Here is a 13,561-nt window from a genome sequence, read left to right as displayed (position 1 = left end):
GTCCTTACTGTTGGCATTGTTCGCAGCCAGCCGGCAGGCAACCCCGAAGGTGCCGGGCGGTATGGCCGCAGATCTTGAACTCCCAGTGTCCCACGTCCCGGGCCGCGGCACCGCATCCTGCCGCGCCACAGTGGGGGCGTTCCGCCGGCCGCGCAGGGCGATAGGGTTTCAGCATGGCTATCGACCTCCGCTCCGTGGCTAACGCCGTCCGCCGCGGCCTGCGCATGCTGCAGTTGCGAGGCCCCGTCGAGGGTGCTCCCAAGTCCGCCTATCCGGGTGACTTCACCGGCCGGTCTGCCGTGCGGTATGCACCCCGGCCCGACGGCGATCCGGACCCCGGTGAGGTGGTGTGGACCTGGGTCCCTTACGAGGAGGACCACAGCAGGGGCAAGGACCGCCCCGTGCTGCTGGTGGGACATCATGGGACATATCTCCTCGGACTGATGATGACCAGCAGGGACCGGGTGGCGCCGGGTACGGCCTCCGACCTCTACGTGGACCTGGGCTCCGGCGCCTGGGACAAGCAGGGCAGGGCCAGCGAGGTCCGGCTGGACCGGGTCCTGCAGATCAGGCCGGACAGCGTCCGGCGGGAGGGCGCCGTCCTGGATAAGGCGCGTTTTGAGAAAGTTGCCTCCGGGCTGCGCCGGCGGCACGGTTGGACATAGGCACCGGAAATGGCCAGTCCCGTCCCTGACCTGCTATTCTTTATTGCTGTGTGTCCGTGCAGGTCGACGGTCACTGATGGTTGGCCGCCATAGGTATCCCCACGCCGCTCAGTCAAGGCCAGCCGGAAAGCCCTCTAGACCATTTCCGCATTACAAAGAGAGTTCACACGTGGCGAATATCAAGTCCCAGAAGAAGCGCATCCTGACCAACGAGAAGGCACGCCTGCGCAACAACGCAGTCAAGTCTGAGCTGAAGACGGCCATCCGCGCCGTCAACACCGCCGTTGAGTCCGCTGACAAGGAAGCTGCTACTACTGCGCTCGTTTCTGCCAGCCGTAAGCTGGACAAGGCTGTCAGCAAGGGTGTTCTGCACAAGAACAACGCAGCGAACCGCAAGTCGGCGATCTCCAAGAAGGTCAACGCACTCTAAGGTTTCCAGTTCCCGCGAACTGATGGTGTGGCCGGTACCGGAAGGTGCCGGCCACACGCGTTTAAGCGGCGGCCTGCCAGGCAGCGGGCACAGTGGTACGCAGCCGACCCTGGACGCCGGCAGCAGGATGCCCCGGGCGCCTCGCCGGCAGTCGCGTCTGCCGGCGTTACCTGCCCTGGACCGACATGGCGATCACCGTCACGGCATGTTCGACGGCGTAAACCGGGTCCCGTGACAGGCCCTTCACTTGGGCATCAGCCTCTGCCGTGGCCTGGATGGAGCGCACCAGGCCCTCGGGGGTCCAGCGGCGGACGTCCCGCTGGGCTTGTTCAACCAGCCACGGCTGCATTCCGAGTTCCGCCGCAATCTGGGCGGACGATCCTGATGCGCCGGCCACCCGCGCCACCGTCCGCAGCTTTGCGGCGAGGGCGGCAACCAGGGGTACCGGATCCGCGCCCGTGGCGAGGGCGTGGCGGAGGGTGGACAGCGCCAGCGGCGCGTTTCCCGCCATGGCGGCGTCCGCCACCTTGAAGGCCGTGGCTTCGATGCGCCCTCCGTAGTACCGGTCCACAGTCTCGGACGTGACGGTAGTGGTGGCGTCAGCGATCAGCTGGCTGCAGGCGGCAGCGAGTTCGGACAGGTCTGCACCCACGGCGTTCACCAGGGCCTGGACGGCGTCCTGGTTGATTCGGCGTCCCGCTGCCTTGAATTCCGCGGTGACGAAAGAGATTTTGTCAGCGTCCTTCTTCAAGGGCTGGCAGTCAACGACTGGCCAGCCGCCCTTCTTGACGGCGTCGAGCAGCTTTTTTCCGCGGGCGCCGCCGGCGTGTCGAAGCACGACGACGGCATCCGGCTCGGGGTGCTGCACGTAAGCCAGCGCGTCGGCCAGGAAGGCTTCGTTCATGGCTTCCACAGATTCGACTTCAATGAGTTTGCTCTCGCCGAACAGCGAGGGGCTGACCTGCATGGTCAGGGCCCCCGGCTCATAACCGGCGGCGTTAATGCGGCTGAGTTCGACGTCCGGCGCCGCCACCCGGACTTGCGCCCGGACCCTGTCCATGGCCCGGATGCCAAGGTATTCCTCCGGCCCGGTGACCAGCACGATCTGCGCCGGGGTCACGTCCCGCCAGGAGGCAGCGTTGGACGCCGGAGAGCGGGTTTCACGCTTTTGCGCAGCGGCCATCGAAGGTCCCTTCCGGAGGTTTTAGTGCAGTATCCCAGCCTGCCATGTCCGCGCCCGGGCTCCAAGCTGCCGGTTCTGAGGCGGCGGGTGGAGACGACCAGCGGCCCTCCCCGGAACCCCGGACAGGGCCGATGGTGTGACTGGCCTACACCGCTGCGAACGGCTCGGCAGGTCGCGTTCCTCCCTTTAATACCTGCTGTAGGTCAGCTTTACCTTGCCGTCCTCAACAGAGACGTTGGCACTCATGGAAACCGAGGTTGTGTCTGTTGCAGGCTTCCACTCGGCTGTTCCGAAACCGAATGAGGTATCCCTCTCGTAGCTGACTGTCGCTTTCCCGGGGGTCTGTGTACGAATACGCCACGGGGTAGACCCATATGGGTCCTTGCTTATGGTGAACGTGGGTTTCGACGTGAGTGTCCAGTGAAAGTTCCGGGAGTAGCGCGAGGAACTGTAGTTGTCGAGCGGGCAATTGGCCGGCTGGGCCTCGGTGGACTTCACACACTCGGCAAGATAGGCGTCGATCTGTGACATGGCTTCGGACTTCAGGGCGTCAGAGGCGTCCACTTTGAGGCTGGCGGTCGCGGGCGCCTGGGCGGCCCCGATGGTGACCAGCGCCGTGGACTTCTGAGCGGCCAGAAATTTTTCCGAGGAGGGCAGTTCAACGGTGTTTTCGCCGGGCAAAGCAGGGTAGCTAAGGCCGGATGAGCCCATAGAGCTGCCCGCTAGGTCGACGTCGAGCTCTTGACCGTTGATTAGGACCTTCTTCAGCGGCGTGTCCGACGTGATGCGGACGCTCTGAAGAGGTGTGGACTCCATCTTCCAGTGATCGTCCAGGAGTTCAGGATTCGACTTGCGAAGGCTGTACGTCTCCTGCTTCTTACGGCCGTCCTGGTGTACCTCAGCCACCACCGTAGCCGTGTCATCGGCGACCTTCGTGGACACAATGTCGAAGCCGTCGATGCGCTTGGCAGCCTTGGCGTAGACCTGATCGGACAGCAGGACCCGTTGGTCGTTGGCCACGCCGGGATCGGCCAGTGCCATCGCCTTGGAAGCCTCGCCGTTCTGAAGTGCCTGTAGGTAGCTGCCCACGGCCTTATCAGGACCGTTGTTGCCCTTGATGACGTTGAGTGCGATGACTCCCCCGACCACCAGTACGACCACCAAACCGGCGGAGCCCAGCATGAGTCCAAGCTTGCGCTTCGTGCGGGCGGACATCGGCTCCCGGGGCGCCAGCGCAGGATGGGCTCCGGGGGCTGCACGGCCAACTGGGGCCCCGGCACCCGGTGCAGGGGCCGTGCCAGCCGGTGCAGCTGCTGCCGATTCGGAAGGAGCAATCTTGTAGGCCAGGGCCAGGGGAACATACCGGCTCAGCTGGGGCGCGAGATAGCGCGCTGATGCTTCTGTAGCGCCGCCCCAGAGCATCAGGAAGAACGGGGTAAACCATGCCAGCGTCATGCTGCCGGCACCGGACGCCAGTGACCCGGCGTCAAAGGTGCCGGTCACGCTGCTCAGCCACGTGACCAGCGCCCCGGCAACGAGGAATGCAGCAGGGAGCGCTGCCCAGTCAGTGACCTTGTTGGTCACCACGGGCCCCCGGCGCAAGTACCAGAAGACCGAGGTCGCCACGATTGAGATCAGCGCCAGGAGAAGCAGCAACCATCCGGCCCAGCCAGGGATGCCGTACTGGTCCAAGGCGTGCCCGAAGCCGAAGCTGATGTCGGAAGCGGAGGAATTCGCCGATGAGGCCACTGAGGAGCCCAAGTTCCAGTTGCGGGTGAGAGCACCCAGATGGCCCAGGCCGAACATGAAGAAGCCTGCCGTGGGTGCCCACAGCGGCGAGGAGAGGGTGGACTGCCACCCGGACTTGATGCCCAGGACAATCACAACCACCGGGATGGCGATGGCCAGAAAAACGACGTAATGCACCGCGACAGTCTCAAACGCCCGGCGGACCGCCGCACGGATACCGGCGCCTGTAATGGCGCGCGGGCGCACTGATGCCCGCCCTGCGAAAGTGGCGAGCGTTCCGATCACGAGCGCAAATACGAAGGACCCGAGGGTCACAGCGCCGATCGGGCTGATCTTCACGCTCGGCACCGGTATGGAAATGGCGAAGATCGCCCCGAGGATATTGACCAGCAGAGTGAACACCAGGCCCGTTGTTACTGCCTCGATCCAAGTTCCGGCGGTTGTTTGGGCTGCGGCCCGCTTGGCGGCGTACCGGCCGCCGAAGTACAGCACTGCGATCGAGACGGCCGTCAGCAGCAAGGGAACCGCGAAGACGGAAGCGGATCCGTGCACGTTCCCCATGAAGGGAATGGTTGCGTCGATGCTCGAACCAAGCGCGCCAAGCTGGCTCATGACGACCAGCTGCACGGCCAGCTGTCCTATCAGGGACCACGGTGACGGCATCGGGCTTTCACTGGGAAGCATGGAATTCGACGGCAATTCGGTATTGCCACCGTTGCTGGCGCTAATACCGATCAGTGCCAGAATTAGGAAAAGAAAGGCGGTGATGAGAATCACCACATACGAAATGGTGCCGACCAGGGCCCCGGGAATCAAAGTTTTATAGTCGAAAGTCTTCAGGAGACTGGAGCCCGGGGCCGCGCCCGACCCGGAATGGCCGGCGTTTCCTGCATTGCCGGCAGGCGGCCAGCCAGGTGTCTCAGTGGTCTGCCCGGATGACCCGGCCTGCGGATACTGCTGTTCAGTCACAAATTCCCCCAATTGTTCTTGTGCTTCTCAATCGTGCCACAGCCTGAATATTGTTGCGCGGTCAACCTCTGTGTTCTGTGGATTTCTTTGGCACGCACACTTTCAGGACATCGCCTGAATACTTGCTGAACTTTTTGCGAAGCCCAACCTATGAATTGCTTCCGTTGCATTTGCCGCCGCAGCCGGGGCCGTCGCGCCAGCGCTTCAAGCTCTGCACGTGGCGGAGGCGATGCATTCGGATCTCGAGCAGTTCGATCAACGCTTCAGTCCCCGTGTGCGCCTCCTGGATCCGACGGAGGAGGTGCCTTGGCCGGGCAGTCGCCCACACCACGGCGAACGTGAGGACTGACAGCAGCAGCATGGAGAGCAGGCCGGGTACCCCTTCCGGCCATGGCAAAGCGGACCCGGGCAGCTGCGCCGCGAACCTCGCCGTGGCGGCAACCGCTGAACTGAAGGCTCCCGCCACGGCAATCAGGACCGTGGCGGCGCAAGGAATGAGGGCCAACAGGGGCACTGCGGCGGTCCCCAGCAGGGTCACAGGCGCAACCAGGGGCGCGGCCACCACGTTGGCCGGCAGGGCATATGTGGCGAACTGTGGCTGCAACAGGACGATGACGGGCCCGCACAGCAGCTGGGCGGACAGCGGGACGGCTACCGAAGCGGCCAGCCACCTCGGCACCACCACGGGAATCCAGTCGATGATCGGCCGGCCCAGGAGGATGATGCCCAGCGTAGCCAGCACTGATAGAAGAAAGCCGAAACTGGTGCCAAGTGCTGGATCTGACAGCAGGAGACCGATAACGGCCAGGCAGAGGAAGCTCAGCCCACGTCCCGAGCGTCCCCCGGCGAGGCTTGCAACCCCGATGGCTCCCATCAGGGCCGCACGCAGGACGCTGGCATCCGGACCCACAAGGACCACGAACAGCGCCAGCCCGGCAAGGGCCACTCCCGCAGCGGGCGCACGGGGCAATCGGAACCGCCGGCACAACACCAGCAAAGCCCCCAGCACCAGGCTGCAGTTTGCCCCGCTCACCGCGGTCAGGTGTGTCATGCCCACCGCTTTCATGGCGTTCCCCAATCCTTGGTCCAGGGCGCTGGTGTCTCCGGTGACCATTCCCGGCAGGAGACCGCGGGCGTCCGGCTCCAGGAAGGACGCAGCCGATACGAACCGGTCCCGAAGCTCCCGTGCAGCCTCCTGCAGGACTGGACCGGCCGTTGTCCGTGCGGGCGCAGTGGAGGCCGCGAGGCTTCCCGCTTCCGTGCGTCCCGGTTCGGCCGGCCGCAACGTGCCGGCCGCGCGCACCGTTTGTCCCGGGACCAACGAGCCCCAGTCCTGTCCGCCCATGACAACCAGCGGGGCATGCGTGCGAACTCGCGCCCCGCCGGTCGAGACTTCCTGGGTCACCACCGGCACCGACCATCGTTCCGCCGCTCCCCCTGGTCCCGTCACCGCCCGTGGACTTCCGGCTACCTCCACGATGGCCACGACCGACCTGCCTGCTGCGATCGCCTCTGCCAGGGGTCCGTCGAAGCGCTGAGCTGAGCCCGCCGCCGACTGCGCGGCAGCGGCAGCGGCAAGCATCAGGGAGACCCCGACAGCAGCCATGAAACTCCTGGCCCGGGCCTTCCGGCCTGGTGTGGCCCGCGGCCCTTGGACGGGTTCACGTGTTCCCCGGCGGCTGCCTCTGGCGGCGCCGGAAATGAACGCTGCCGCGGCGGCCGCCAAGACGGCGCACAGCAATCCCAGGGACGGAGGCGGCAACCAGATCCCGGCCACGGCGCCTCCCCACACCAGTGCTGCCGGAAGGGCGAGACGGAGATCGGTGCGGTGCCGGGGCGCAGTAACAGGAGAATCCGCCGCTGCCGGGGCGTCCGGCGCTTCCGCCGCGTGCTTGCGCACAAAGCCGGCGCACCATATCAGGCAGCCCTGGAGGAGCCGGCGTTGACGTGAACCAAGCGGAACCGTTCGTGAGTGTCCCGCGGTTCTTGAGGGTACCGGACCCTGCCCGTTCCCTGGCCGCCCGGGTGCTTCTCCCCGGACCGCTGACTCCACGAATTTGCTCCATGAGTTCTGCTGCGGGCCCCGGGCATGGCGGTCCTGCTCAGGCAATCCAGGCCCGGTGTCACCACCACGCGGCGCCATCTCAGACCGTCACCAGGGGCAGCAGGGACTCAAGCATCTTGGGCCCGACGCCATCCACCGCGTCCAGTTCCTCAACACTCTTGAAGGGGCCATGGTCTTTTCGCCAGTCGACGATCCGCTGCGCGAGCACGGGGCCGACCTTGGGAAGGGTGTCCAGTTCCGCCACACTTGCGGTGTTGAGGTTGATCTTCCCGCCGGGCTGGCCTGATCCGGCAACCGGACCGGCGGTGTCCGGGCCACCAGCGCTTCCTGTCCCTTGGGCGGACGGAAGCGGCTCCCCCACCTTCGGGACCTGGATCTTCTGTCCATCTTCCAGGACAAGTGCGAGATTGAGCCGGTCCACGTCAGCATCGGCTGCAGGACCGCCCGCTGCAACAATGGCGTCGTCAACGCGGCTGCCCTGCCGCAAACGGATGACCCCGGGGCTGCCCACGGCCCCGGTCACATGCACCACCACCTGGCCGCCGCCGGACACGGGCTCCCCCTGGGCCTGGCCGGAATCCGCTGGCGAGTCCGGGCGGCCCTCTGCTGCACCGGCAACCGGGTCCTTGGAGGACGCATGGATGCCACCGGAAATGCCTGTGCCGCCCAGTGGCAGGATTTCGGGGGCGCCGGCTCCCGCCTGCCACCAGAACCAGGCTCCGGCAGCCAACGCCAGCGCGGTGAGCAGCGCGGCAACGCGCAGTCCCATCCGCCACCGGAGTCGCAGGCCCACATCTTTCCTGCCATCCGCGGCGGCCCCCATGCCGGCCTCGTCCGGTTGTCCCGGGCCATGGTACTCAAAGCCACCCGGGCCCGGACCGTCCAGCAGGAGGCCCGGGCGTCCCCCGCCCAGCGTGGACTGGAGCCGGTCCCTCGCATGCCGCGCCTGCTGACCTGCTGCTCCAGCATCCCGGCGTGACATAGCTCCACCCTAGGTAGCCCTGCCACCGGTCGACAGGCAGCGAGGCTCCTATGTGGAAAGGCTGGCGCCGCCGGTTCCCCTGCCGACGATGACGGCAAGCACTCCGAGCCCGGCGTGGGCCGCAAGGACAGCGGGCAGGGCGCTGATCTGGGCAGGAGGGCAGTCGGGCAAAGCCGCTGCCAGCCTGGCAGCCAGGCCGTCCGCTTCCGCCTGGTTTCCAAAGTGGTGTACGGCCAGGCGCACGGTTTCTCCCGGGCGGGGCACCGCTTCTGCCGCAACGATCTCTTCCAGCCGGGCCACGGCTCGCGCCGCGGAACGCACGCGTTCCAGCGGAACGATCCTGCCGCCGTCGACCGCCAGGATGGGTTTGATGGCGAGCATGGTGCCCACCAGCGACGCTGCGGCGCCGATCCGGCCGCCGCGGCGCAACTGTTCCAGGCTGGGAACGTAGAAGTAGACCCTGGTCCGGGTTGCCTGGGCGTGGGCGGCCGCGGCGACGTCGGCGCAGCCTGCACCGGCTGCCGCGGCTGCGACTGCAGCTTGGACGGCCATTCCCTGGGCCATGCCGACAGTTTCCGTGTCCACCACCTCGACCGGGATTCCAACCCGTGCCGCAGCGAGCCTTGCGGCGTCCGCCGTACCGGAGAGTTCACCGGAGATGTGGACTGACACCACCGCCTCGAAGCCGCGCTGTTGGGCCGCGCGGTACGCCTGCTCGAACTGCCCGGGTGAAGGCCGGGACGTTTTGACGGCGGTTCCCGAAGCGAGGGCCACGGCGATGGTTTCCAGGATGTCGTCTTCGCCTTCGCCATAGATCTCCGCGCCCACCATGACGGGCATCGGCACCACGGTGAGGATTCCGTCGTGCGGAAGCCCCGCCAGATAGCTGGCCGGCAGGGCGGCTGCAGAGTCTGTGACGACGGCGGTGCGGACCGCGGCGCCGGGGCCCTGCCGCGTGGTCCCCGGACGGGCAGAGGGCCTGAGCGCCGAGAGCCGGGACCGTACCCATGGCCAGGCGGCGGCGTTACTGTCAGGCAAGGGGCCTCCTGGATACGGTGTCCGGCTCAGGCGGCACCGGCCGCCGGAAAATATCCGACGGCCGGTGGATACTGCGGGTGCAGCGGTCAGGCCGGAACGATGTTGACCAGCTTAGGCGCACGGACAATCACAGTCCGGATGCCGCGGCCGTCGAGGGCACGCTGGACATTTTCGGAGGCCAGGGCCAGCTCACGCAACTGGTCCTCGGAAACGTCCGGAGACACCTCCAGGCGGTCGCGCACCTTGCCCTGCACCTGGACAACGGCTGTGACCGTGTCCTGGACCAGGAGGGCGGGATCGTGTGCCGGCCAGCCCGCATTGGCCACCGATGCCGGGTGGCCCAGCAGGTTCCACATGTCCTCGGCCGTGTACGGGGCGAACAGGCTGAGGATCACGGCTACAGCCTCTGCGGCCTCCCGGACGGCCGGGTCCGCGGCGCCGGCCCCGGAATCGATGGTCTTGCGGGTGGCGTTGACCAGTTCCATCAGCTTGGCCACCACCACGTTGAACTTGTTGGCATCCAGCAGTTCGGCGGCGTCGGCAATGGTGCGGTGCGTTACCGAACGCAGGGCACGGTCACCGGCTGCGGCGTACACCCCGGGGTCGCTGGCAACATCCTGTGCGAGGCGCCAGGCGCGGGCCAGGAACTTGGCCGAACCCGACGGCGACACGTCGGCCCAGTCCACATCGTCCTCGGGCGGGGAGGCGAACACCATGGTCAGGCGGACGGCGTCCACACCGTACTTGTCCAGCTGTTCACCGAGGTCCACGCCGTTGCCCAAGGACTTGCTCATGGCCTTGCCGCCGTTGAGCACCTGCCCCTGGTTGAGGAGGGCACTGAACGGTTCGTCGGCGTCGATCATGCCCAGGTCGTAGATGACCTTGGTGAAGAACCGGGCATACAACAGGTGCAGGATGGCGTGCTCCACGCCGCCGACGTACTGGCCAACAGGCATCCAGTCGTTGATCTTCTGCGGGTCGAAGGGGCCCTCGGTGAACTGGGGCGAGACGAAGCGCAGGAAGTACCAGGACGAGTCCACGAAAGTGTCCATGGTGTCCGTGTCGCGCTTTGCCGGGCCGTGGCAGGAGGGGCACTCGACATTGACCCACGCTTCGGCAGCCGCCAGCGGGGACGTGCCCTTCGGCGACAGGTCCTCGCCACGGAGGTCGGACGGCAGCGTCACCGGCAGCTGCTCGTCCGGAACGGGCACTTCCCCGCAGGCCGGGCAGTGGATGATGGGGATCGGGGTGCCCCAGAACCGCTGGCGGCTCAGCAGCCAGTCGCGGAGCCGGAAGTTGACGAACTTCTCGCCAGTGCCCTGCTCTTCGAGGATCTTGATTGCGGCCGGGATGGCCTCGGCCTTGGGCAGCCCGTCCAGAGCCCCGGAATTGATCAGGGTGCCCTCGCCGGCAGTCGCCGTGCCGGACACGGCCGGATCCTCCTCGCCGGTGTCCAGGACCGCCCGGACAGGCAGGTCAAAGGTCTTGGCGAAGTCCAGGTCGCGCTGGTCGTGGGCGGGCACGGCCATGATCGCGCCGGTGCCGTAGTCGGCCAGGACGTAGTCTGCGGCCCAGACCGGGAGTTTCTCCCCGTTCAGCGGGTTGATGGCGTACCGGCCGGTGAAGACACCGGTTTTCTCCCGTTCCGTTGACTGCCGTTCTATTTCCGAGAGGGCCTTGACCTTCTCCCGGTAGTCCTCCAGGGCGGCGGCGTGTTCGTCGGTGACGAGTTCGACGGCGAGCGGCGCGTCAGCGGCCACCACGAAGAACGTTGCCCCGTACAGCGTGTCCGGACGGGTGGTGAAGACCGTGACGTCCTTGGCGGGCTTGCCGCCGTCGGCCTCGATCACGAAGGTGACGTGGGCGCCCTCGGACCGGCCGATCCAGTTCTTCTGCATGGCCAGCACGCGCTCGGGCCAGTGCCCGCGGAGCTCGTCCATGTCGTCCAGCAGCCGGTCGGCGTAGTCGGTGATCTTGAAGTACCACTGGTTCAGGGACTTCTTGGTGACGGTGGTGCCGCAGCGCTCGCAGGCACCGTTGACCACCTGTTCGTTGGCCAGCACGGTCTGGTCCTTGGGGCACCAGTTGACCGGCGAGTCCTTGCGGTAGGCCAGGCCGCGCTCGTAGAAGCGCTTGAACAGCCACTGCGTCCAGCGGTAATACTCGGGGTCGGACGTATGCAGGCGGCGCGACCAGTCGGCGGAGATCGCGTACCGCTTGAATGAGGCTGCCTGGGTGTCGATGTTGGCGTACGTCCACTCACTGGGGTGGGCGTTGCGCTTGATGGCGGCGTTCTCCGCGGGCAGGCCGAACGAGTCCCACCCGATCGGGTGCAGGACGTCGTAGCCCTTTTGGCGGAGGTAGCGGGCCACCACATCGCCCATGGCGAACGCTTCGGCGTGACCCATGTGCAGGTCGCCCGAGGGGTACGGGAACATGTCAAGCACGTAGCGGCGTTCCCGGGACCCGTCGTCCACCGGGGTGAAGACCTTGAGGTCCTCCCACACCTGGGGCCATTTGGCCTCCATGGCGGTGAAACTGTAGGTGCCCTCTTCGGGCCCTGCCGATACTGTTGCTGTTCCGGTCTCTGTCTCCGGCTGAACGCCCACTGCTGGCCTCTTCTATTCTTTTCGATCTTGTCCGATCAGGACGGGTCGCGCCTGATCCTTCGGTCCCCTGCTCCGGGCCCGCACTTCGTCCCAGACACACAAAAGCCCCTCACACGGAGGGGCTGCCGCTCGACAATCCGGGAGTCTGGCCGGGATGCCGGGCGGCTAGCTAAGAAGGAGGATCGCACGCATACCACCACTTTAGCGCACGGCTTGCCAGCGTTATGTAAGTCGCCACGAGCGGCTGAATCGGCCGGCCCGGAAATGCCGAACTGTTGAGGGGGCCCGGGAGCGGCTTCGGCGTCCGCGAAGCGGGCGGGGCCCCCTCAACAGTGAAGGCATCGGCTCGTCGGCCTACTTCACGTCCTCGTCGACCCAGTCCATGGACTTGGTCACGGCCTTCTTCCAGAGGCGCAGCTGGCGCTCCTGCTCCGCCTTGTCCATTTGCGGCTCCCACCGCTTGTCCTCGGACCAGTTGGCGGACAGTTCGCCCAGGTCCTTCCAGAAGCCGACGGCGAGGCCGGCCGCGTAGGCGGCGCCCAGCGCCGTGGTTTCCACGACCTTGGGCCGGATCACCGGCACGCCCAGGATGTCGGCCTGGAACTGCATGAGGGCATCGTTGGCGACCATGCCGCCGTCGACCTTCAGCTCGCTCAGCGGCACGCCGGAGTCCGCGTTGACGGCGTCGAGCACTTCGCGGGTCTGGAACGCGGTGGCTTCCAGGGCAGCCCGGGCGATGTGGTTCTTGTTGACGAAGCGGGTCAGGCCGACGATCGCGCCACGTGCATCCGAGCGCCAGTAGGGAGCGAAGAGACCGGAAAACGCGGGGACGATGTACACGCCGCCGTTGTCCTTTACGGCCGCGGCCAGGGTCTCCACCTCCGGCGCGCTGCTGATCATGCCCAGGTTGTCCCGCAGCCACTGGATGAGGGAACCCGTGACGGCGATGGATCCTTCGAGGGCGTAGTGCGGCTTGGCGTCGCCGAGCTTATAGCCAACGGTGGTGAGAAGCCCGTTCTTGGAGTGGACGATCTCCTCGCCGGTGTTGAAGATCAGGAAGCAGCCGGTGCCGTAGGTGTTCTTGGCTTCGCCGGTGTCGAAGGCTGCCTGCCCGAAGGTTGCCGCCTGCTGGTCGCCCAGGATCCCTGCTACCGGCGTCTCGCGGAGCAGCTGGGATCCGTGGACCTCGCCGTAGACCTCGGAGGAGGACTTGATTTCCGGCATCATGCTGCGCGGCACGCCGAAGATGCCAAGGATTTCGTCATCCCACTGGAGGGTGTCAAGGTCCATGAACAGCGTGCGGGACGCGTTGGTGACATCGGTGACGTGGACGCCGCCGTCCACGCCGCCTGTCAGGTTCCACAGGACCCAGGCGTCGGTGTTGCCGAACACCAGGTCCCCGGCCTCTGCCTTTTCGCGGGCGCCGTCGACGTTGTCCAGGATCCATTTGATCTTGGTCCCGGAGAAGTAGGTTGCCAGCGGGAGCCCCACTTTTTGCTTGAACCGGTCTCCGCCGCCGTCCTTGGACAGTTCATCGACGATATCCTGGGTCCGGGTGTCCTGCCACACGATGGCGTTGTAGACCGGCTTGCCGGTGGTCTTGTCCCACACCACGGCGGTTTCGCGCTGGTTGGTGATGCCGACGGCGGCAATATCGTGCCGTGTCAGGTTCGCCTTGGAAAGCGCGGAGCCGATGACCTCACGGGTGTTGTTCCAGATTTCCGTGGCGTCGTGCTCCACCCAGCCGGCTTGCGGGAAGATCTGTTCGTGTTCCATCTGGCCGGAGGAGACAATGGCGCCGCTGTGGTCGAAGATGATGGCGCGGGTGCTGGTGGTGCCCTGATCGATAGCGATTACGTACTGGTTCATGA

Annotated in this window: 10 protein-coding genes; 2 read left to right on the top strand and 8 right to left on the bottom strand. The window is 66.2% G+C overall.

The window, feature by feature from the left end; all coding sequences use genetic code 11:
* Positions 1-173 precede the first annotated feature (173 nt).
* Both AC4EEO_RS08775 and rpsT read left to right on the top strand, forming a co-directional pair.
* Positions 174-665, top strand: a complete 492-nt coding sequence (locus tag AC4EEO_RS08775; RefSeq protein ID WP_018761399.1) for a type II toxin-antitoxin system PemK/MazF family toxin — start codon at positions 174-176, stop codon at positions 663-665.
* 169 nt (positions 666-834) lie between these two features.
* Complete coding sequence (gene rpsT / locus AC4EEO_RS08770; protein WP_018761400.1) at positions 835-1,095, top strand: 30S ribosomal protein S20; 261 nt, start codon at positions 835-837, stop codon at positions 1,093-1,095.
* A gap of 166 nt (positions 1,096-1,261) precedes the next feature.
* On the opposite strand, the gene holA is transcribed toward rpsT, so the two are convergent.
* From holA to glpK, 8 genes are all read right to left on the bottom strand, one after another.
* Entirely contained in the window at positions 1,262-2,278 is a 1,017-nt protein-coding gene (gene holA, locus AC4EEO_RS08765) for a DNA polymerase III subunit delta (RefSeq protein ID WP_491329981.1), read from the bottom strand.
* Between the two features lie 186 nt (positions 2,279-2,464).
* On the bottom strand, positions 2,465-4,996 hold the full coding sequence (locus AC4EEO_RS08760) for a hypothetical protein (RefSeq protein ID WP_491340273.1): 2,532 nt from the start codon (positions 4,994-4,996) through the stop codon (positions 2,465-2,467).
* Positions 4,993-5,178, bottom strand: a complete 186-nt coding sequence (locus tag AC4EEO_RS08755) for a hypothetical protein (RefSeq protein WP_491340410.1) — start codon at positions 5,176-5,178, stop codon at positions 4,993-4,995. Before AC4EEO_RS08755 ends, AC4EEO_RS08760 begins: the two co-directional genes overlap by 4 nt.
* A complete protein-coding gene (locus AC4EEO_RS08750; RefSeq protein WP_491340272.1) occupies positions 5,145-6,602 on the bottom strand; it encodes a ComEC/Rec2 family competence protein in 1,458 nt (485 codons plus the stop codon). Before AC4EEO_RS08750 ends, AC4EEO_RS08755 begins: the two co-directional genes overlap by 34 nt.
* Before the next feature lie 538 nt (positions 6,603-7,140).
* The gene (locus AC4EEO_RS08745) at positions 7,141-8,043 is read right to left on the bottom strand and encodes a helix-hairpin-helix domain-containing protein (RefSeq protein ID WP_491329984.1); all 903 of its coding nucleotides are present in this window, start codon (positions 8,041-8,043) and stop codon (positions 7,141-7,143) included.
* Between the two features lie 48 nt (positions 8,044-8,091).
* Entirely contained in the window at positions 8,092-9,081 is a 990-nt protein-coding gene (locus AC4EEO_RS08740) for a DegV family protein (RefSeq protein ID WP_018761404.1), read from the bottom strand.
* An 86-nt stretch (positions 9,082-9,167) separates the two neighbouring features.
* Positions 9,168-11,690: a leucine--tRNA ligase gene (gene leuS, locus AC4EEO_RS08735; RefSeq protein ID WP_491329985.1), complete on the bottom strand. Its 2,523-nt coding sequence runs from the start codon at positions 11,688-11,690 to the stop codon at positions 9,168-9,170.
* A gap of 354 nt (positions 11,691-12,044) precedes the next feature.
* Entirely contained in the window at positions 12,045-13,559 is a 1,515-nt protein-coding gene (glpK, locus tag AC4EEO_RS08730; RefSeq protein ID WP_109044557.1) for a glycerol kinase GlpK, read from the bottom strand.
* Positions 13,560-13,561 lie beyond the last annotated feature (2 nt).

The organism is Pseudarthrobacter sp. MOO13, assembly GCF_058267655.1.
Note: the sequence above shows the minus strand (reverse complement) of the source record. Positions and strands in the feature narration are given on the sequence as shown.

What these genes read in the sequence shown, in the direction of transcription:
- glpK (WP_109044557.1), bottom strand. Translation starts at nt 13,559, where the DNA reads ATGAACCAGTACGTAATCGCTATCGATCAGGGCACCACCAGCACCCGC.
- AC4EEO_RS08775 (WP_018761399.1), top strand. Translation starts at nt 174, where the DNA reads ATGGCTATCGACCTCCGCTCCGTGGCTAACGCCGTCCGCCGCGGCCTG.
- holA (WP_491329981.1), bottom strand. Translation starts at nt 2,278, where the DNA reads ATGGCCGCTGCGCAAAAGCGTGAAACCCGCTCTCCGGCGTCCAACGCT.
- AC4EEO_RS08750 (WP_491340272.1), bottom strand. Translation starts at nt 6,602, where the DNA reads ATGGCTGCTGTCGGGGTCTCCCTGATGCTTGCCGCTGCCGCTGCCGCG.
- AC4EEO_RS08745 (WP_491329984.1), bottom strand. Translation starts at nt 8,043, where the DNA reads ATGTCACGCCGGGATGCTGGAGCAGCAGGTCAGCAGGCGCGGCATGCG.